Genomic DNA, 21309 nt, shown 5'->3' on the forward strand with positions numbered 1-21309 from the left:
AATACATCGGATCTTGACTTGCATTGCGCAGTAATCCGGAGGCCCGATGTCGGAACCGTTTCTTGCCGAAGTCCGGATCGTCGGGTTCAACTTCGCGCCGCGCGGCTGGGCTTTCTGTGACGGCCAGATCCTGCCGATAAACCAGAACCAGTCGCTCTATTCCCTGCTCGGCACCACCTATGGCGGCGACGGCCGCACGTCCTTCGCGCTTCCCGACCTCAGGGGCCGCACGCCGATCCATGTCGGCCGCTCCAATGGCGGTCAGTTCCACACCGAAGGCCAGAAGAGCGGCGAGGAAACCCACACGCTTTCGGCCAACGAGATGCCGCAGCACACGCACACGCTCGAGGGCACCAACCAGACCGGCTCGGCGATCGACCCCGGCGGGCATCTTCTGGCCGAAAGCCCGGTCCTCGCCTACGGCGCCTATTCCGCCGCCTCGGCCACCGCGATGGGGCCGGGCACGGTCACCAATGTCGGCGGCGGCCAGGCGCACGAGAACATGCAGCCCTGGCTCGCCCTGAATTTCTGCATCGCGTTGCAGGGGCTTTTTCCCTCGCGCAACTGACCGCCCAGGAGGCCAAGGCCATGTCCGAACCGTTCGTCGGCGAAATCCGGATGTTCGCGGGCAACTTCGCGCCGCGCGGCTGGGCATTCTGCGACGGGCAACTGCTCGCGGTCAGCCAGAACGACGCGCTGTTCTCGCTGCTCGGCACCATCTATGGCGGCGACGGGCGCACGACCTTCGGCCTGCCGGACCTGCGCGGCCGCCTTCCGATCCATGCCGGGCACGGACCCGGCCTTTCCGAACGCCGGCTCGGCGCCAAGAGCGGCGCCGAAAAGGTCACCCTCACCGTCAACCAGCTGCCCAGCCACACCCATCCGTTGCAGGCCTCGACCGGCGCGGCGGTATCCCGGCAACCGGCCGGGCAGACGATGGCCACGGCGGAAGGGTCGATCTATTCGCGCACCACCGCCCCCGAGATGCTGTCGAGCGATTCCATCACCAACACCGGCGGCAGCCGATCGCACACCAATCTGATGCCGTTCCTGTGCGTCCATTTCATCGTGGCGCTGTTCGGCATCTATCCGAGCCGGCATTGAGGAGAGGCCCATGTCCGAACCCTTCGTCGCCGAAATCCGCATCTTCGCCGGCAACTTCGCCCCGCGCGGCTGGGCGTTCTGCAACGGCCAGCTGTTGCCGATCGCGCAGAACACGGCCCTGTTCTCGCTGATCGGCACGACCTATGGCGGTGACGGGCGCTCCACCACGGCGCTGCCGAACATGGAGGGCCGCGCGCCGATGCATCCGGGCCGCGGACCGGGCCTGACCACGCGCCGGCTGGGCGAGCGCGGGGGCGCCGAGACGGTGACGCTGACCGAGGCGCAAATGCCGCAGCACCACCACACGCTGACCGGATCGGCCGACGACCGGGTGCTGTCGGTCAATCCGGGCGGCAATTATCTGGGCGCGGGAACCGCCCTTTATGCGCCGTCGAGCGCCCAGCGCGCGCCGATGGCGGCGCAGGCGCTGCCCGAGACCGGCGGATCGCAGGCGCACAACAACATGCAGCCCTACCTGACGATAAACTTCATCATCGCGCTGGTCGGGCTCTACCCGTCGCGCAGCTAGCGCATACCGAGGAGCGCGACCATGAGCAGCGCCGAACGCACCGAGATCGCCATCCAGGACGAGGCTTTCCTGCCTGACGGCGAGACCGACCACACCGAAACCCCGTTCGCCGAACTGTCGCGCCTGATGGTGGTCGCGATCGATTCCGGCCAGGCCGACAAGCTCGTCTGGACCGCGCAGACCGGCCCGAACGCGCCGTGGAGCGGCACGTGGACCGCGATATCCGACACCGCCTATCTGGTCATGGCCACCGGGGTGACGACCGACGGCCGCGTCGCCATCGCCGCCCAGACCGCAACCGATCCGGCGGTCCACTACATCGACGAGGCGCCGCAGGGGCCGGGCGGCGCCGAACGCTGGAACGCCGCCGTCGATCTGGGCCTGCCGGACGGTGTCGACGGGCTGGTGCAGCTGGTCATGACCCGCGATGCGGGCGGCCGGATCGAGATTTTCGGCGTCGACGGAACCACCGGCACCGTCTGGTTCATCTACCAGAATCCCGACAGGATCGTCGACAAGACCGAACAGATCACCCCGCCCGGCCAGAGCGAACCGGTCACTGTGCACGTCAAGGTGCCCGAACCGCCGGAGCAGCCCTGGAGCGCCTGGCAGGCGCTGACCGGCGACGGCATCGGGCGGCTGACGATCGTCAACAATGCCGACGGCCGGATCATGCTCGTCGCGACCGGCACGAACCCGGACGCCACGCCGGTCTATGTCAACCAGCAGATGCGGCCGGTCGCGCTCACCGCCGCCCAGTGGTCCGGCTGGACCCGGATCGACGATGCCGCCAGCGGAACCGCCGGCTCGCAGCCGGCCGCCGTGCTCGACCGCGAAGGCGCGGTCAACATCTTCATGGTCGGCGATCTGGCGCAGGTCGTCCAGATCCGCCAGGACCCGCCGGGCGGCAAGGAGTGGTCGGCCTGGGCCCGGCCGGGCATGACCAGGACCGTGATGTTCAACGTCACCGCCGCCTTCGACGGCAACGGGCTGCTCGTGCTGGCCGGGATCGGCGAACATGGCGAACTGTTCACCAACCTGCAGGTGGACGCGCTGCGCCAGCAGTGGCTCGGCTGGCAGCAGGTCGGCAAGGTGCCCGGCTTCGGCCTGTTCATGATGGACTACAACGCCGACGGCCGGCTCGCCCTGTTCCAGAGCGACAGCCGCGCCCGCAGCCTGTCCTTCGTCGATCAGTACACGGTCGATTCGACGAGCTGGAACGCCGCCTTCACGCAACTGGCCGCCGAAGGCATCGTCACCTACGGCGTCGTGCGCGACCTGACGCCGCCGGGCGCGGGCTGAATGGCCGGTCGTGGCGGTGCCAAGGCGACGGCGCACGGCCTCGAACGGCCGCTTCCGGCGATGCCGCGAGCGACGGCGCGCGGCCTGAACTTTCGCCCGATCGCGACTTCCGACATGAGGTTTCTCGCCGACCTCTACGCCGCCGGTCGCGCCGGGGAAGTCGCCCCCCTGCCCTGGAGCGCCGAGCAGAAGGCCGCATTCCTGCGCATGCAGTTCGAGGCGCAGCACGCCTACTACATGGCTCACTATCCGGACGCGCACTGGCTGATCGCCACGATCGCCGAACGGCCGGTCGGGCGGCTCTATCTGGAATGCTGGCCGTCCGAGGTGCGGATCATCGACATCGCGCTGCTGCCGGACGCGCGCGGCATGGGGCTCGGCACGGCGATGCTGGAGGATGTGATGGCCCTCGCCGCCGACGCGGCCAAGGGCGTCGGCATCCATGTCGAGCACGCCAACCGCGCCCGGCGGCTCTACGAGCGGCTCGGGTTCCGCCAGGTGGCCGATCAGGGCGTCTACGCGCTGATGCGGTGGGAGCCGCCCCCCGTCAGGTGAACACGGCCTCGTAAAGCATGCCGTCGCCATCCGGGCCGAGCGGCACGAGAAAGATGTCGGCGCGCTCGTCGGCGCCGAAGGTCAGCCGGTGGATCGCCTGTTCGACCACCGGTTCCCGCGGGCCGCGAAACACCACCGAAAAGGCGCCGCCCTCGCGCGACGAGGTGCCCATCGCGTTGATCTCCGCGATGGTCAGCGCCATCGTCTCGCCGCCCGCCTCGAGCGTGACGGGACCGTTGCGGCGCGCCTCGAAGTGTTCGCTCGTCAGCCTGTCGATCTCGGACATCTCCGCCATGCCGGTCCCTCCCCGTCTTCTTTCCGTTCAAAGATACAGTCCGGGCAGCCGCGACGCACGCCCTTTCCGGCCCCTCAGCGCACGAGGATGGCGCGGAAATCGTTGACGTTGGTGCCGGTCGGACCGGGCGCGAACAGATCGCCGAGCCGTTCGAACGCCGCATAGGCATCATTGCGCGCAAGGAAGGCCCGCGGGTCGCCGCCCGCCGCGCGCAGCCGGGCGATGCTCCCACCATCGGCAAACGCGCCCGCATTGTTCTCGGACCCGTCGATCCCGTCCGTGTCGGCCGCCAGCGCATCGACGCCCTTGAGCCCGTCGATCACCGTCGCCAGCGCCAGCAGGAACTCGCTGTTGCGCCCGCCCCGGCCCTCACCGCGCACGGTCACGGTGGTCTCGCCGCCCGACAGGATCACCACCGGCCTGCGGAACGGCCGGTCGCGCAGCGCCACCTCGCGGGCCAGCGCCCCGTGCATCAGCCCGATGTCGCGCGCCTCCCCCTCGATCGCATCGGACAGGATCGCCGCCTGAAGACCGCGCGCCCGCGCCGCTTCCGCCGCCGCCTGAAGCGACAGCCCCGCCGAGGCGATGACATCGACATGATGGCCGGCGAGGCGCGGATCGTCCGGCGTCGGGCAATCGTCGGGACCTTCGGCGATGTGCCTGGCGATCGCTTCGGGCAGGTCGAGCCCGTAGGCCTCGATCATGGCCAGCGTCTCGGCGCGGCTCGTCGCATCGGCCACGGTCGGCCCCGAGGCGACCTGCGCGGGATCGTCGCCCGGAATGTCCGAGACGATCAGGCTGACGACCCTCGCCGGATGGGCCGCGACGGCGAGCCGGCCGCCCTTGATGCGCGAGAAGCGCTTGCGCACCGCGTTCATCACCGAGATCGGCGCGCCCGAGGCGAGCAGCACCTCGTTCAGCGCGATCTCGTCGGCGAGCGCGAACCCGGCCGGCGGCGCCGGCAGCAGCGCCGAGCCGCCCCCGCAGACGAGCGCCACGACCAGATCGTTCTCGGTCAGCCCCTCGACCGCCTCCAGCAGGCGTTGCGCGGCGACAAGCCCCGCCTCGTCCGGCACGGGATGGTTCGCCTCGATCACCTCGATCGTCTCGCAAGCAACCGCATAGCCATAACGCGTGACGACGACGCCCTCGACCGGCCCGTCCCAGGCGCGCTCGAAGGCGCGGGCCATCTGGGCCGCCCCCTTGCCGGCGCCGACGACCACGGTGCGGCCGCGCGGCCGGTCCGGCAGATGGGCCGGGATGCGCAGCTCCGGATCGGCGGCCGCGACCGCCGCCTCGAACAGGTGCGTCAAAACGCTGCGCGGTTCATCGACACTCGTCATCTATTTCCTTCCGGCAGGTCCCCGGCCGGGGGCCCACGAAAAATTGCGGTGAACAATCGTAAACTTATCCCATTATCGTGTAATGGGCTTGCGAACGCGGCGTCCAGCCGCTTGTGTGGGACAGAGTATGGCGTTGCCAGGATCGGCAGGACGGAAAAGGGCGATCGCGAGGCGTGCGGCAGCGGTCGCCGTCGGCGCCCTGACGCTCGCCGTCCCGGCGCGTCCGGCCGCCGCGCTCGAACTGTTCGGCCTGTGCCTGATCGGCTCCTGCCGCGCCGAGGAGCCCGGCAACGGCCTGATCGACCCCAAGCCCTACGACGCCGAACTGACCGTCACGGTCGACGATCCCGACCTCGAGAGCGCGCTGCGCGGCGCCTCGGCGCTGATCGGCGGCAGCGGCGAGCCGGCCGCCGGCTCGGCCGGGCTGCTGTCGCGCGCCCAGGGCGACTACCGCCGGCTTCTGGCCGCGCTCTACAACGAGGCGCGCTATGGCGGCGAAATCTCGATCCGCGTCGACGGCCTCGAAGTGGCCGACCTGCCCGTCGGCTATGAATTTGACGACGGGGCCCTGTTTTCGATCTCGGTGGCGCCGGTGTCGCCGTTCACCTTCTCGCAGACCGCAATAGACAATCCGCCGCCCCCGACTTCCGATCCGCGCGACGCCGTCGAGGACCCGGCCGACATCGGTTTCGCCCCCGGCCTTCCCGCACGCGCCAGTGTCGTTCGCCAGGCCGGCGAACTGACCGTTCAGGGCTGGCGCCAGCAGGGCCACCCCAAGGCGGCGGTCGTCGACAGGAGCGCGGTCGCCAACCATCCCGAACGCACGCTGGCCGTCGCGCTCGGCGTCGAACCGGGCCCGCGCGCGGTCTACGGGCCGGTCAGCGTGACCGGCGCGGAGCGCATGAAGCCCGGCTTCATCGCCGCCCAGACCGGCATCGATCCCGGCCGCGAGTTCGACCCGGACGATCTGGAGCGGGCGCGCGAGCGGCTGCGGCGGCTCGGCGTGTTCAGCTCCGCCGCCGTCAACGAGGGCGAGAGCGTCGGCCCGGACGGCACGCTGCCGATCGAGGTCGCCGTCGACGAGCGCAAGCTTCGCCGCATCGGCATCGGCGCCGAATACTCCACCGTCGAGGGGTTCGGTGCGAGCGCCTACTGGCTGCATCGCAACCTGTTCGGTCGCGCCGAACGGCTCAGGATCGAGGGCGAGGTCGGCGGCATCGAAGGGGTCGACCCGACCGACTACGACTATCGCCTCGGCGCGACGCTCGGCCTGCCGGGCCGCTTCACGCCCGACACCGATCTCGAACTGTCGGCGGTGGCCGAACGGCAGGTTCTGGACGCCTACACCCGCACCGGCGGCGACGTCGAAGCGGGCGTGACCCACTACGCCTCGCCGATCCTGACCTACACCGGCTCGCTGTTTGCCGGCTACGCCGAGTTCGAGGACGGGTTCGGCACGCGTCGCTTCGGCCTGATCGGCGCATCGGCCGGCTTTGAGCGCGACACGCGCGATGACGAACTCGACCCGACCTCCGGCACGTTCCTGTCGGCCACCGCGACCCCGTTCTACGAGTGGGAGTTCGGCAATTCCGGCATCAAGCTGGAGGGCGAGGCCCGCGCCTATCTCGGCCTCGGCGCCGATTCAGGAACCGTGCTCGCCGGGCGGGCGCGCGTCGGTTCGATCCTCGGTCCGGGCGCCAGCCAGCTTCCGCCCGACCTTCTGTTCTTCGCCGGCGGCGGCTCGTCGGTGCGCGGCTACGCCTTCCGGTCGATCGGCGCGGGCGGCCAGATGACGGTCGGCGGTCGCTCCCTGCTGGAGGCCAACGCGGAAATCCGCCAGGACATCACCGAGCGCATCGGCATCGTCGGTTTCGCCGACGCGGCCATAGTCGGTTCCGGCAGCACGCCGGGCAGCGGCGGCAGCCCACTCGTCGGCGTCGGCATCGGCGCGCGCTACGACACCGGGCTCGGCCCGATCCGCGTCGATGTCGCGCTGCCGCTGAACAAGCGCCCGCAGGACGGCGACTTCGCCCTTTACGCCGGCATCGGACAGGCGTTCTGAGATGAAGCGGTTCGTCTGCATATCGCTCGCGCTTTTGAGCCTCTTCGCGCCCGCCGGCGCTGCCATTGCACAGCAGGACGAGGAGGCCGAGCGCTCGCGCTTTGTCCGTTTCGTCGAGGACCAGATCTCATCGCCCAACATGCAGATCCGGCTGATCGGCCTCGAAGGCACGCTGTCGCGCGATGTCAGCCTCGAACGCATCACCATCTCCGACGAGGAAGGCGTGTGGCTGACTATCGAGGCGCCGCGCTTCCGCTGGAACCGGTCGGCGCTTCTGCGGCGCAACCTCGTCATCAACGAACTGTCGGCCGAATCGCTGACCTTCCCGCGCCGGCCGGTCGCCGACGAGGCCCTGCCGTCGCCCGAGGCGACCAGCTTCGCCCTGCCCGAACTGCCGGTCTCGATCCGCATCGACGAACTGGACCTGCCGCGCGCCGAATTCGGCGAGCCCGTCTTCGGCCTTGCCGCCGCGCTCTCGCTCGACGGCAGCCTTCTACTCGACGACGGCACGCTCGACGCCGATCTCGACATCGTCCGCCTCGATGCGACCGGCGGCGAACTGGGACTCGACATCGCCCTCGCCGACGACCGCCTCGACCTGGACGTCAGCCTGCAGGAACCCGCCGACGGCGTGGTCGCCAATCTGATCGGCATCCCCGAGCGCCCGCCCGTGTCGCTGTCGCTGACCGGTGGCGGCCCGCTCGACGCGCTCGACGTGGACCTTGCCTTCAACGTCGACGGCGCGCCGATCCTGTCGGGCAATGTCGAGACCTCGCGCGGCCTGCTCGGCGGAGCGACGCGCGCACGGTTCGATCTTTCCGGCCCGCTCGCCGACATCCTGCCGCCGCGCGAACGCGCCTTCTTCGGCGATGACACCGCGCTGCGCGGCGAGCTCGTGTTCGGCGACGACGGCACGGTGATCGAGCAGATCGCGATCGACAGCGGCGCGCTTTCGGCCGAGGCGAGCGGACGCCTGCTGCCCGGCGGCTTTCCGGCCAATCTCGATCTTCAGGCCGCGCTCGAAACGTCCGACGGCGATCCGGTGGCGCTGCCCGGCGCCGACCGCGCGACCCTTGCCGGCGCGCGCCTGACGCTCGCCTATGGCGGCGCCGACTGGCGCCTCGAAGCGGTGCTCGACGAGCTGCGCACGCCCGATCTCACCCTTGCCGGAGCGACGATCACCGGCAACGGAACCGTCGAGAACCTGCGCGACCCCGAAAGCCGGGCCGTCAGCTTCGATCTCGCCGCGGCCGGCGAAGGTTATGCGCCCGCCGACGCCGATCTTGCCGAAGCGGTCGGCACCGAACCCTCGCTGACCGCAACCGGGCAGTGGCAGGCGGGCCGCCCCGTCGCGATCGACGCGCTCGAAGCGCGCATCGCCGCAGCGACCGTCACCGGCCAGGGCATCTTTCGCGGACTTGCGTTCGCGGGCCGGCTCGACGCGGCGGTTCCCGACCTTGCGCGCCTGTCCGGGCTTGTCGGCCGCGAACTTTCCGGCAGCGCCGAAGCCCGCCTGACCGGCCGCGTCGAACCCGTCGGCGGCGCCTTCGACCTCGAGGTCGACGCCGAGGTCAGCGATCTGACCGCAGGCGAGGATCTCGCCGGCCGCGTCCTTTCGGGCGATCTGGCCCTGACCGGCGGTGTCGAACGATCCGTCGACGGCCTCGCCTTCGAAGCTTTCGAGGGCCGCAGCGATGCCGTCGACTTCGCGATCAACGGCCAGCTCGCCAGCGAGAGCGCCGACCTCGATGCGGCCCTGACGCTGGCCGACCTCGCCGTCTTCGATGAACGCTCCTCGGGCACGGCGGGCGTGCAGCTTTCGGTCGATCGCGCCCCGCCGCCGGAAGACGATGCCGACGCCATCGCCCGCGATCCGTTCGTCATCAAGGCCATGCTGATGGTGCCCGAGGGCCGGCTCGCCGGCCAGTCGGTCGACGGCCTGCGCGTCACCTTCGACGGCGAGGCGCTCGACGAAGCCGTGCGCGGCACGCTCGCCGGGTCGGGTTCGATCGCCGGCGAACCCCTGGCGCTGGACGCAGCGATCGAACGCAACGGCGACGAGATCGCCCTGAACGGGCTCGATCTCTCGATCGGGCAGGCGCGGCTCAGCGGCGTTCTGGGACTGACCGGCGGCATCGCCGACGGCACTTTGTCGATCGACGCCGAGGACATCGCCGCGCTGGCCGCCCTCGCCCTTGTCGATGCGTCGGGCGCAATCGAGGGCACGGTCGCGCTCTCCGGCGATGGCGGGAAACAGGGCGCCGCCGTCGACCTGACCGCCGCGGGCCTGCGCTACGACACGATCCGCGTCGGCACCGCCGACATCACCGCCGATCTGACCGACCTGTTCGGCACGATCGGCGGCGGCGCCGAGGTCGCGGCGACCGGGATCGACGCCGGCGCGGTGACGGTCCGCACGCTCGAGGCGACCGCGACCACCGGTCCGGACCAGACGATCGACTTCACGGCCGGGGCGAGGCTCGCCGGCGGCATCGGCATCGATGCGGCCGGCGATGTGCGGCAGGACGGCGGCAACATGCGCCTGCGCCTTGACCGCTTCTCGGCCGATACGCCCTATGGCGACACGCGCCTTGCCGGCCCGACCACGATCTCGCTCACCGGCGGCGTCGCGCGCACCGATGCGCTCACCCTGCTCGTCGAGGGCGGCCGCATCGCCCTTTCGGGCAGCGCCGGGGCCGAACGGCTCGATCTGGATGCGCGCCTGACCGCCCTGCCGCTTTCGATCGCCAACGCCTTCCGGCCCGATCTGGGCGTCGGCGGCACGCTGAGCGGCACACTCAACATCACCGGAACCGCGCAGGCCCCGCGCGTCGGCTTCGACCTGAACGCCGATGCGGTCGCCGCCGCCGCGCTCCGCCAGGCGGGCGTTGCGCCCTTTGCCATCTCCGCCGACGGCACCTTCGCCGATGACCGCCTGCGCCTTTCGAGCCTTTCGGCCTCCAACCCGCAGGGGCTCGATCTGGCGGCCTCGGGCACCATCCCGCTCACGGGTGGCGGCCTGGCCTTGGACGTGTCGGGCACCGCGCCTTTGGCGCTCGCCGAGGCCGCGCTCGCCGGCCGCGGCACCCAGCTCGAAGGCACCGCCCGTTTCGAGGGCCGTGCCACCGGCGCGATCGCCTCGCCATCGCTTTCCGGGCTCGTGTCGATCTCCGGCGGCACGATCCTCGACCCGGGCGCCAACCTCGAACTGACCGACGTCAACCTGCTGGCCGGCCTTGAAGGCGACCGGCTCGTCATCCGCAACGGCTCGGCTCGCGTTGCCGGAGGCGGCGGTGTCTCGCTCGCCGGCCAGATCGGGCTGACCCCGCCCTTCCCGGCCGATCTTTCGCTCGACCTTGCCGGCGTGCGCTACACCGACGGGCGCATGGTCACCGCCGATCTGGGCGCGGACCTGTCGATCACCGGGCCGCTGACCGGCGGCGCGCTGATCGCCGGCACGGTCGATCTCGCCCGCGTCGAGATCGCCGTCCCCGACGGTTTCGGCAACAATGACGAACTGCTCGACGTGCGCCATGTCGACCCGGGCGCCGGCACGCTCGCCACCCTGCGGCGCATCGAGACGCTCATGGGCGGCGGCGACGGGGGCGAGCCGAGCGCGCCGTTCCGCCTCGATGTGCGCATCCGGGCGCCCAACCAGGTGTTCGTGCGCGGTCGCGGCCTCGATGTGGAGCTTGGCGGACAGCTCGGCGTCACGGGCACGCTCAATTCCATCGTCCCGGTCGGCGGCTTCGACCTGATCCGCGGCCGGCTGGTGATCCTCAACCAGCGCATCGATTTCACCAGCGGTCGGCTGACGCTGGCCGGCGATCTCAACCCGTTTGTCGACCTGACCGCCGAGACCGTCGCCGGGGACCTGCTGGTCACCGTCCGGCTCGTCGGCCCGGCATCGGACCTCGATCTCGAACTGGGCTCCAGCCCCTCGCTGCCCGATGACGAGATCTTCGCCCAGTTGCTGTTCGGCAGCGACATCGCCAGCCTTTCGCCGGTGCAGATCGCCCGGCTCGCCGATGCGGCCGCCTCGCTGGCGGGCGGCGGGTCCGGTCTCACCGGCGGACTGCGCAACGCGCTCGGCGTCGACGATCTGGACATCGTCGAGGGCGAAGATGGCGGCGTCGGTGTGCGCGCCGGCCGCTATCTGACCGACAATGTCTATCTCGAACTGCAGGCCGTCGGCGGCGACACCGAGACGACGATCAATCTCGACATCACCGATTCGCTGACCGCGCGCGGCAGCGCCGGAACCGACGGCGACACCTCGCTCGGCATCTTCTTCGAACGCGACTACTGACGTCCGCGTTGCAATCCTGCGGCGAGGCCGTGCGTCAGCACAACCTGCGAAGTGACACTGCGTCATTGGCCCGCCGCACGCCCCGGCGCGGCAAAACCGTGCCATCACAGCGCCTTGACGCGACCCACCGCTTGTTCGATGGTTGCCCGACACCGTCTCGATCGGTGTCACAACAGGGAGAACACTCAATGACAAAACGCATGATCGGCGCCCTTCTCGCTGCCGGAACGGCCTTTGCGGCAATGCCCGCAATGGCGCAGGACACGTTCATCACGATCGGCACCGGCGGCGTCACGGGGGTCTACTATCCGACGGGTGGCGCCATCTGCCGCCTCGTCAACCGCGACCGGGCCGAACACGGCATCCGCTGTGGCGTGGAGTCTACCGGCGGCTCGATCTTCAACATCAACGCCATCCGCAGCGGCGAGCTCGAATTCGGCGTCGCCCAGTCCGACTGGCAGTTCCATGCCTATAACGGCACGTCCCGCTTCGAGGAGCAGGGCGCGTTCGAGAACCTTCGGGCGGTCTTCTCGGTCCACCCCGAGCCGTTCACCGTGGTCGCGCGCGCCGATGCGGGCATCGAGACCTTCGACGACCTACAGGGCAAGCGCGTCAATGTCGGCAACCCCGGTTCCGGCCAGCGCGGCACCATGGAAGTGGTGATGGAAGCCAAGGGCTGGACGATGGACGACTTCGCGGTCGCCTCCGAACTGCAGGCGGCCGAACAGTCGCAGGCGCTGTGCGACAACAACATCGACGCGATGGTCTACACCGTCGGCCACCCCTCCGGCTCGATCCAGGAAGCCACCACCGCGTGCGACAGCGTGCTCGTCGAAGTGGCCGGCGAGGAGATCCAGGGCCTGATCGACGAACGCCCCTACTACCGCACGGCGACCATCCCCGGCGGCATGTATCGCGGCAATGACGAGGACACGCAGACCTTCGGCGTCGGCGCCACCTTCGTCACCAGCGCGGACGTGCCCGAAGAGGTGGTCTACGAGGTGGTCAAGGCCGTCTTCGAGAACTTCGACCAGTTCAAGGGCCTGCACCCGGCGTTCGCCAACCTCGAGCCCGAGGAAATGGCATCCGACGGCCTGTCGGCACCCCTGCATCCGGGCGCCGAGCGCTACTTCCAGGAAGCGGGCCTGATCGAGTGATCGTCCTGCCCTGAGCGAACCTGGCCGCGGCCGACCCCGACGTCGGCCGCGGCTTTTTGTCTTTATGCACTGATTTCGCAGTCTTTTTCATGTGACAGGGTGGCTCCGATGACCGACACGGCCGGGCGCGAACCGCGACAATATTCCGACGAGGAACTCCAGGATCTCGTCGCCAGCGCCGACAGTGGCGCGCGCGCGCCGGACGCCCGGGCCGTCGCCTGGCTGATCGCCGGCCTGGCGCTGGCTTGGTCGCTGTTCCAGCTCTGGATCGCCCAGCCGCAATTGTGGTTCGGCCAGTATCTGCCGGTGCTCAATTCCTCGCAGACCCGGCCGATCCACCTGACCTTCGCCATCGTGCTGGCGTTCCTTGCCTACCCGGCCTTCAAGTCCTCGCCGCGCCACCGCATTCCGATCGCCGACTGGGCGCTGGCGCTGATCGGCGGCTTCTGCGCCTTCTATGTCTTCTGGTTCTCCGAAACGCTTGCCCTGACGGCCCGCTCCGGCCTTCCCACCCAGACCCAGGTGATCATCGGCGCGGTCGGCATCGTGGTGCTGCTCGAGGCGAGCCGCCGCGCCCTCGGCCCGGCGCTGACGATCGTCGGCTCGCTGTTTCTGGCCTATGCCTATTTCGGCCAGGGCTGGCTGATCCCCGACCTGATCGAGCATGAGGGCCTTTCCTTCACCGCGCTGATCAACGCGCAATGGCTCGACACGGGCGGCGTGTTCGGCATCCCGCTCGGCGTGTCGACCGCCTTCGTCTTCCTGTTCGTGCTGTTCGGCTCGCTGCTCGACAAGGCCGGTGCCGGCAACTACTTCATCAAGCTCGCCTTCGCGGGCCTGGGCCATCTGCGCGGCGGCCCGGCCAAGGCGGCCGTGGTCGGCTCGGCGATGACCGGCGTCATCTCGGGCTCGTCGATCGCCAACGTGGTGACCACCGGCACCTTCACCATCCCGCTGATGAAGCGGGTCGGCTTTACCAACGAACAGGCCGGCTCGGTCGAGGTCGCCTCCTCGGTCAACGGCCAGATCATGCCGCCGGTGATGGGCGCGGCCGCCTTCCTGATGGTCGAGTTCATCGGCATCCCCTACATCGACGTCATCAAGCACGCCTTCATTCCCGCCGTGATCTCCTACATCGCGCTGATCTACATCGTGCATCTGGAGGCGCTGAAGAAGAACATGCCGGCGCTCGGCGAATCCAAGAGCTTCGCCGGCCTGATCGCCAAGTTCATCGGCGGCTTCATCGTCGCCGGCATCGCCTTCACCGGCCTGATCTACGCGGTCAACGGTCTGGAGGCGGTGACGCCGGCCCTGTCCGGCCCGATCATGATGGCGCTGCTGCTCGCCCTCTATATCGGCCTTGTGGCGGTCGCCGCGCGGCGCCCCGATCTGGAAATCGACGATCCCAACGCCAAGGAATTCAAGCTGCCGACCGTCGGCGAGGTCTACGCCACCGGCCTGCACTTCGTGCTGCCGATCGTCGTCCTGGTCTGGTTCCTGATGGTCGAGCGGCAGAGCCCTGCCAAGTCCGCCTTCTACGCGACCTCGCTGATGCTGTTCATCATCGTCACGCAGCGGCCGCTCAAGGCGATGTTCCGCGGCAAGGCGGACGCGCTTGCCGCCGAGTTCACCGGCGGCCTCGTCGACCTACGCGAGGGGCTGATCGCCGGCGCCCGCAACATGATCGGCATCGGCGTCGCCACCGCCGCCGCCGGCATCATCGTCGCCACCGTCACCAAGACGCCGATCGGCACCGAACTGGCCGGTCTGGTCGAGCAGCTTTCGGGCGGCATCCTGATCGTCATGCTGCTGCTGATCGCGCTGTTCTCGCTGGTGCTCGGCATGGGCCTTCCGACCACGGCGAACTACATCGTCGTCTCCTCGCTGATGGCCTCGGTGGTGGTCTCGCTGGGCGCCCAGGAGGGGCTGATCGTGCCGCTGATCGCCGCGCACCTGTTCGTGTTCTACTTCGGCATCATGGCCGACGTGACCCCGCCCGTCGGCCTTGCCAGCTTCGCGGCGGCCGCCGTGTCCGGCGGCGACCCGATCAAGACCGGCTTCACCGCCTTCTTCTACAGCCTGCGCACCGTCGCCCTGCCCTTCCTGTTCATCTTCAACCCGACGCTGATCCTGTACGGCGTTGATCTGGGCACGATCGAGGGGATCGCGCAGGCGGGCTTCGTCTTCGTCGTGGCGACCTTCGCCATGCTGCTGTTCGCCGCGGCCACCCAGGGCTATTTCCTGGCCCCCTCGCGCATCTACGAGAGCGCCGCGCTGCTGCTCGTCGCCTTCACCCTGTTCGTCCCCAATGTCTGGCTGAACATGGTCCAGAGCCCCTATCGCGACATCCCGCCGGGCCAGTTCGAGCAGGTGCTCGGCGAGGTCGACGAAGGCGCCCGGCTGCGCCTGCAGATCGCCGGTCCCGATTTCAACACCGGCGAGATCGCCGAGACGACGCTGGTCATGTATGCCGAGGGCGCAACGCCGGACGAACGCATCGCCAATTCCGGCCTGCTGCTGATCCCCGAGGGCGACACGGTGCGCATGGACGAGCCGATGTTCGGCACCGACACGGCCGAGAAGCTGTCCGATTTCGACTTCTACGCCGAAACGCCGGTTCAGCTTGCCGCCGTGCAGGTGCCCAACCAGCGCATGCCCGCGCAGCTGTTCTACATCCCCGCGCTGTTGCTGCTCGGCCTCGTCATCGTGCTGCAGCGCCGCCGCCAGACCGTGCCGGCCTTTTGAGGTAAGCCATGTTCAAGACCGTCCTGCTGCCCGTCGATCTTTCCGCCGATACCTCCTGGAGCAAGGCACTGCCCGCCGCGCTGCGCCTGGTCGAACCGGAGGATGGCGTTCTCCACGTCGCCAGCGTCCTGCCTGACTTCGGCGCCTCGATGGTGAGCAGCTATTTCAGCCGCGATTTCGAGGAAAAGGCCCTGCACGAACTGGGCGAACGGCTGTCCGAATGGGTCCGCGAGCATGTGCCCGACAGCGTCGTGGTGCATCCGCACGTTCTGCACGGCCGCGTCTATGACGAGATCATCAGCGCCGCCAACCGGCTTGCGGTGGACGCGATCGTCATGGCCTCGCACCGGCCCGAACTGAGCGACTATCTGCTCGGCCCGAACGCGGCGCGCGTGGTCCGCCATGCGCGTCAGTCCGTCTTCGTCGTGCGCGGGGAGTAGCCGATGGCCAGCCATGTCTTCGGCCGCGGCCCGGCGCCGCTGCCCGTCGCCGCGCGCGGTGAAGGGTGCTACATCTTCGACGATGCCGGCCGGGCCTACCTTGACGGGTCGGGCGGCGCGGCGGTCTCCTGTCTGGGCCATTCCGACCCGGACGTGCGCGCCGCCATGCATGCCCAGCTCGACCGGATCGCCTTCGCCCACACCGGCTTCTTCACCTCCGAACCGGCCGAGGAACTGGCGGCGCTCCTTTGCGCGCATGCGCCCGAAGGCATCGGAAAGGTCTATCTTCTTTCGGGCGGCTCCGAGGCGGTCGAGGCGGCGATCAAGCTGGCAAGGCAGTATTTCCTGGAGACCGGCCAGCCCGACCGGCACAGGCTGATCGCCCGGCGACAGTCCTATCACGGCAACACGCTGGGCGCGCTGGCCGCCGGCGGCAACGCCTGGCGGCGCGAGAAGTATGCGCCGCTGCTGGTCGAGACCCACCACATCGCGCCGTGTTTCGAGTATCATTTCCGCGGCGACGACGAGAGCGCGTTCGACTATGGCCAGCGCGTCGCCAACGAACTGGACGCCGAGATCGAGCGGCTGGGACCCGAAACGGTCATGGCGTTCATCGCCGAGCCGGTGGTCGGCGCGACCGCCGGCGCGGTGCCCGCCGTCGAGGGCTATTTCCGGCGCATCCGCGAGATCTGCGACCGGCACGGCGTGCTGCTGATCCTCGACGAGGTGATGTGCGGCATGGGCCGCACCGGCACGCTGTTCGCCTGCGAGCAGGACGGCATCGCACCCGATATCGTCACCATCGCCAAGGGGCTGGGCGCGGGCTACGCGCCGATCGGCGCGATGCTGTGCTCGGACACGATCCATGCGGCGATCGCGTCCGGCTCGGGCAGCTTCCAGCACGGCCACACCTATCACGGCCATCCGCTCGCCGCCGCCGCCGGCCGCGCCGTGCTCGGCGCGATTCTCGACCGCGGTCTTCTGGACCAGGTGCAAACGCGCGGGCAGACGCTCTCCGCCGCGCTCGACGCGCGGTTCGGCCAGCACCCCCCTGTCGGCGACATCAGGGGGCGGGGCCTGTTCCGCGGTCTCGAACTGGTCGAGGACCGGACGACGAAGCAGAGCTTCGATCCGGCCCGCCGTCTGCACGCGAAGATCAAGGCGGCGGCGATGGACGAGGGGCTGATCTGCTATCCGGCAGGCGGCACGGTCGACGGCCGCAATGGCGACCATGTGCTGCTCGCCCCGCCCTTCATCATCTCCGAGGACGAGATCGGCATGCTGGTCGACCGCCTCGCCCGCGCGGTCGACACCGCCCTCGCCGCCTGAACCGAGCCACCGGCCGGCGATTGACCTTGGGTTCGATGCCGGTATTGTCCGCCGCGCCGCCGACGACAAGGAGCGACCTTGGCAAAGGACAGGGACAACAGGGACTTCCCGATCGTCGGCGTGGGCGCCTCCGCCGGCGGGCTTGAAGCCTACCGGCAGTTTCTCGACGGGCTGCCGGCCAACACCGGCGCGGCCTTCGTCTTCATCCAGCATCTCGACCCGAACCACGACAGCATGATGGCCGAACTGCTGGTCAAGTATACCGACATGCCCGTCGAGCAGGCCGAGCAGGACACCGCGCTCAGGCCAAACCATGTCTATGTCATCCCGCCCAACCGGTTCATGCGCATCATCGATCACGGCCTGTTCCTGGAGGAGCCCGAACAGCAACACGGCGTGCGCCTGTCGATCGATCATTTCTTCCGCTCGATGGCCGAGGTGCGCGGCGAACGGGCGATCGGCGTGCTGCTGTCGGGCACCGGATCGGACGGCACGCTCGGCATGCGCGAGATCAAGGCCGCCGGCGGCGTCGCCATCGTGCAGGCGCCGCAGAGCGCCGAATATGACGGCATGCCGAGATCGGCGATCGCCTCGGGCGAGGTCGACTTCGTGCTGCCGGTCGCCGGGATGGGTGATGCGCTCGCCTCGCTGTTCGACCGGCCGCTGCTCAGATCCGACGAACGCCGCACGGGCCTGGCCGAAAGCGCGGCCGAGCAGTTCGCCACGGTCCTGAACCTGCTGCGCGCCCACACCGACTATGATTTCCGCTGCTACAAGAAGGCGACGCTCGAGCGGCGCATCCAGCGCAGGATGGGCCTGCACAAGGCCGACACGCTCGACGAATATGTCGAACTGCTGCGCGAAAGGCCCGCCGAGGTCGGCAAGCTCTACAAGGACATCCTGATCGGCGTGACGCGTTTCTTCCGCGATCCGGAGGCATGGGAGGCGCTCGAAACCGACGCGCTGACGCAGCTGATCCGCGAAAAACGGGCCGGCGCGCCGCTGCGCATCTGGGTGCCCGGCTGCGCCAGCGGCGAGGAGGCCTATACGCTCGCCATGCTCGTCCACGAGCAGATGCTAAGGCAGAACAAGGACCTCGACCTGCAGATCTTCGCCACCGACCTCAGCGAGGAGGCGATCGCCATCGCGCGCGGTGGCCGCTATCCGGCCTCCGTGGCGGTCGACGTGCCCGGGCGCTTCTTCGAGAAATATCTCGCCGTCGACGGCGACCATGCGCGGGTCGTCAAGCGGCTGCGCGAGACGGTCGTGTTCGCCATCCAGAACGTGATCTCCGATCCGCCGTTCTCCAACATCGACCTGATCTCCTGCCGCAACCTGATGATCTATCTGGAGCCCGACATCCAGAAGCGGATGATCGAACTGTTCCACTTCGCGCTGGCGCCCGAGGGGGTGCTGTTCCTTGGCCCCTCGGAATCGGGCGAGCGGCCGCGCCGCATGTTCGAGCCGCTCTCCAAGACCTACCGCATCTACCGGCGCGGCGAGAGCAAGCGCCAGCGCCAGGGCAGCTTCCCCATCCTGCCCGCCCGCGATCGTCGCTCGATCGTCGGCGAGGACGGCGCGCCGGCGGCCGACATGGGCCAGACGGGCGGGCCCGAGCTGGCCCGGCGCATTCTGCTCGAACGGTTCGCGCCTGCGAGCGTGCTCGTCGACAAGCGCTTCGAGGTCCAGTATTTCCACGGCCCCGTGCGCGACTATCTGGATTTTCCGACGGGCGAGCCGACCAGCGATGTCACCTCCATGGCGGTCGAGGGGCTGCGCTCGAAGCTGCGCGGGGCGCTGACCCAGGCCGTCGATACCGGGGGGCGCGCCGAGGCGATCGCCCGCAGCGTGCGCCGCAGCGGCAGCGAGGTGGCGGTCCGGGTGCAGGCCGAGCCGGTGCGCATCGGCAAGGAAGCGGCCCCGCTGATCCTTGTCAGCTTCGAGGACATCTCCGACCCGCGCGACCATGACGAGGCGGTCGCCGCGCGCGAGGCCGCCCGCAAGGCGAGCGCAGACGAACCGCTGGTCCAGCAACTCGAATACGAACTGCAGGCGACCAAGGAAGACCTGCAGTCGACGATCGAGGAACTGGAAACGGCCAACGAGGAGCTCAAGGCCTCCAACGAGGAGGTGATGAGCATGAACGAGGAGCTTCAGTCGACCAACGAGGAGCTGGAGACCTCGCGCGAGGAACTGCAGTCGCTCAACGAGGAACTGTCCACGGTCAACAACCAGCTCGAGGAGAAGGTGTCCGAGGTCGAGGCCTCCAACAATGATCTGAGCAATCTGCTGCGCTCGACCAACATCGCCACGATCTTCCTCGACACCGATCTGTGCATCCGCCGCTTCACGCCGGCCACGCGCGAGCTGATGCGCATCATCGACACCGACGTCGGCCGGCCGATCGACGATCTCGCCCCGCGCGTCAACGATCCGGGCCTGTACCGGGACGCCGCCCGGGTGCTCGACAAGCTGCAGCCGCTCGAGGCGGCGGTCGAGAACGACGAGGGCCAGCACTTCATCCGCCGCATCCAGCCCTACCGGACCGCCGACAACAAGATCGAGGGCGTCGTCGTCACCTTCGCCGACGTCACCAGCCTGCGCCGGGCGGCCGAGCAGACCCGCAAGCGCGAGCGTCAGCAGGAGGCGATCGCCGATCTGGGCCGGATCGCGCTTAGCGACGAGCCGCTTACGGCGCTGTTCGACCGGGCCTGCCTCGACCTGCAGGAGCACCTCAATGTCGGCCTTGCCAAGGTGCTCGAACTGGAACCGGACGGCGGGCATCTGCGGATGGTTGCCGGCCGCGGCTGGCAGGACGGGCTGGTCGGCCATGCGCGCGTCGACACCGACACCGGCTCGCAGGCCGGCTACACGCTGCAGCGCTCGGCGCCAGTCGTCGTCCAGGACTTCGCCGACGAGAAGCGCTTCAAGGCGCCGCAACTGCTCAAGGACCATGATGTGGTCTGCGGCGCCAGCGTGATCATCGGCCCGACCAACGCGCCGTTCGGCGTGCTCGGCGCGCACGACACCGAGACCGGCGTGTGCGGGTTCGACGTCGACGACATCAACTTCATGCAGACGGTCGCCAACACGCTGTGGCTGGCCATCTGCGCGCAAAAGGCGACCGAGGCGATCGAAAGCGAGCGCGAGGAACTGCGCCAGATGATCGATGCGGTGCCGTTCCGCTTCGCCGTGATCGGCGCGGACGAGCGCTTCAGGATGGTCAACGCGGCGCACGGCCAGGGCGACGTGGCGCCCGAGGACATCGAAGGCAGGACCGTCAGGGAGGTGATCGGCGACGACGCATACGCCCGGGTCCGTCCGGAGATCGCGGCGGTGCGGGCCGGCGAGCACCGGCGGTTCGAACTGACCGGTTCGGCCGCCAATGGCGCGCCACGCGTGCAGCTCGTCAGCTACACCCCGCGCGAGCGCGACGGCGGCCAGGCGGGCTTTTACGCCGCCTCGGTCGACATCACCGAGCGCAAGCGCGAGGAAGAGCGCCTGCAGGTGATCTCGGCCGAGCTCGACCACCGCGTCAAGAACATCCTGGCGACGATCAACTCGATCGCCCGGCTGGCCGGCCGCAACGCGACCTCGCTCGTCGACTACCGCACCGATCTCGAGGAGCGCATCCAGTCGCTCGCCCGCGCCCACCAGATGCTCGCCAGTTCGCAATGGGAAGGCATGTCGGTGCGTGATCTGATCGAACGCGAGCTCGAGCCCTATCTGGGCGGCAACTCCGATGCGATCGCGATCGAGGGGCCGGACCTGATGTTCACGCCGGCCGCGGCCCAGTCGATGGCGCTCGTGGTGCACGAACTGGCCACCAACGCCAGCAAGTACGGCGCGCTCAAGGGCCGCGCCGGCAAGCTGTCGATCCGCTGGCGGATCGAGACCGAGAGCGACCCGGTGCTCGCCTTCTCCTGGCACGAGGATGGTCTGAAGAATATCGAACCGCCCTCGCGCAAGGGCTTTGGCTCGAACGTCATCGACGGGATCATCAGGGCCCATTGCGAGGGCGAGACGCGGATCGACTACCGCCCGAGCGGCCTGCACTACGACCTGCGGCTGCCGGCGGACTGTTTTTCGCGGAACGTCTGAGGCGACCGGGCGTTGATGGCGTTTGAAGGGAGTTTGCC

Annotated in this window: 14 protein-coding genes; 12 read left to right on the plus strand and 2 right to left on the minus strand. The window is 69.2% G+C overall.

Annotated features, from left to right (window positions below):
• Positions 1-46 precede the first annotated feature (46 nt).
• Genes E0E05_RS12800 through E0E05_RS12820 form a run of 5 tightly spaced genes read left to right on the plus strand, consistent with a single transcriptional unit; the run spans position 47 to position 3490 of the window.
• On the plus strand, positions 47-568 hold the full coding sequence (locus E0E05_RS12800; protein WP_131617067.1) for a phage tail protein: 522 nt from the start codon (positions 47-49) through the stop codon (positions 566-568).
• Positions 569-588: 20 nt separating this feature from the next.
• Positions 589-1104 carry a phage tail protein gene (locus E0E05_RS12805; RefSeq protein ID WP_131617068.1) on the plus strand — a complete coding sequence of 172 codons (516 nt, stop codon included), beginning with the start codon at positions 589-591 and terminating at the stop codon, positions 1102-1104.
• A gap of 10 nt (positions 1105-1114) precedes the next feature.
• The gene (locus tag E0E05_RS12810) at positions 1115-1633 is read left to right on the plus strand and encodes a phage tail protein (RefSeq protein WP_131617069.1); all 519 of its coding nucleotides are present in this window, start codon (positions 1115-1117) and stop codon (positions 1631-1633) included.
• 21 nt (positions 1634-1654) lie between these two features.
• Complete coding sequence (locus tag E0E05_RS12815) at positions 1655-2935, plus strand: DUF8189 domain-containing protein (protein WP_131617070.1); 1281 nt, start codon at positions 1655-1657, stop codon at positions 2933-2935.
• Positions 2936-3490 carry a GNAT family N-acetyltransferase gene (locus tag E0E05_RS12820; RefSeq protein ID WP_244597722.1) on the plus strand — a complete coding sequence of 185 codons (555 nt, stop codon included), beginning with the start codon at positions 2936-2938 and terminating at the stop codon, positions 3488-3490.
• Here the strand turns inward: E0E05_RS12820 and E0E05_RS12825 are convergent.
• A complete protein-coding gene (locus E0E05_RS12825) occupies positions 3483-3785 on the minus strand; it encodes a DUF6916 family protein (protein WP_052287964.1) in 303 nt (100 codons plus the stop codon). The genes E0E05_RS12820 and E0E05_RS12825 overlap by 8 nt on opposite strands.
• A gap of 74 nt (positions 3786-3859) precedes the next feature.
• Positions 3860-5128, minus strand: coding sequence for a glycerate kinase type-2 family protein (locus E0E05_RS12830; protein ID WP_131617071.1), 1269 nt, complete (start codon positions 5126-5128; stop codon positions 3860-3862).
• Positions 5129-5255: 127 nt separating this feature from the next.
• Here E0E05_RS12830 and E0E05_RS12835 point away from each other — a divergent pair, with 127 nt between their 5' ends.
• From E0E05_RS12835 to E0E05_RS12865, 7 genes are all read left to right on the plus strand, one after another.
• Positions 5256-7190 carry an autotransporter assembly complex protein TamA gene (locus E0E05_RS12835; RefSeq protein WP_131617072.1) on the plus strand — a complete coding sequence of 645 codons (1935 nt, stop codon included), beginning with the start codon at positions 5256-5258 and terminating at the stop codon, positions 7188-7190.
• 1 nt (position 7191) lies between these two features.
• Positions 7192-11499: a translocation/assembly module TamB domain-containing protein gene (locus E0E05_RS12840; protein ID WP_131617073.1), complete on the plus strand. Its 4308-nt coding sequence runs from the start codon at positions 7192-7194 to the stop codon at positions 11497-11499.
• 188 nt (positions 11500-11687) lie between these two features.
• Positions 11688-12656: a TAXI family TRAP transporter solute-binding subunit gene (locus E0E05_RS12845; protein ID WP_131617074.1), complete on the plus strand. Its 969-nt coding sequence runs from the start codon at positions 11688-11690 to the stop codon at positions 12654-12656.
• A 108-nt stretch (positions 12657-12764) separates the two neighbouring features.
• Positions 12765-15401, plus strand: a complete 2637-nt coding sequence (locus E0E05_RS12850) for a TRAP transporter permease (RefSeq protein ID WP_131617075.1) — start codon at positions 12765-12767, stop codon at positions 15399-15401.
• An 8-nt stretch (positions 15402-15409) separates the two neighbouring features.
• Positions 15410-15841, plus strand: a complete 432-nt coding sequence (locus E0E05_RS12855) for a universal stress protein (protein ID WP_131617076.1) — start codon at positions 15410-15412, stop codon at positions 15839-15841.
• 3 nt (positions 15842-15844) lie between these two features.
• Positions 15845-17170, plus strand: coding sequence for an aspartate aminotransferase family protein (locus E0E05_RS12860; RefSeq protein WP_131617077.1), 1326 nt, complete (start codon positions 15845-15847; stop codon positions 17168-17170).
• Positions 17171-17248: 78 nt separating this feature from the next.
• A complete protein-coding gene (locus E0E05_RS12865; RefSeq protein ID WP_131617078.1) occupies positions 17249-21271 on the plus strand; it encodes a chemotaxis protein CheB in 4023 nt (1340 codons plus the stop codon).
• Positions 21272-21309: the final 38 nt, after the last annotated feature.

This window comes from Roseitalea porphyridii, assembly GCF_004331955.1.
GTDB lineage: Bacteria > Pseudomonadota > Alphaproteobacteria > Rhizobiales > Rhizobiaceae > Roseitalea > Roseitalea porphyridii.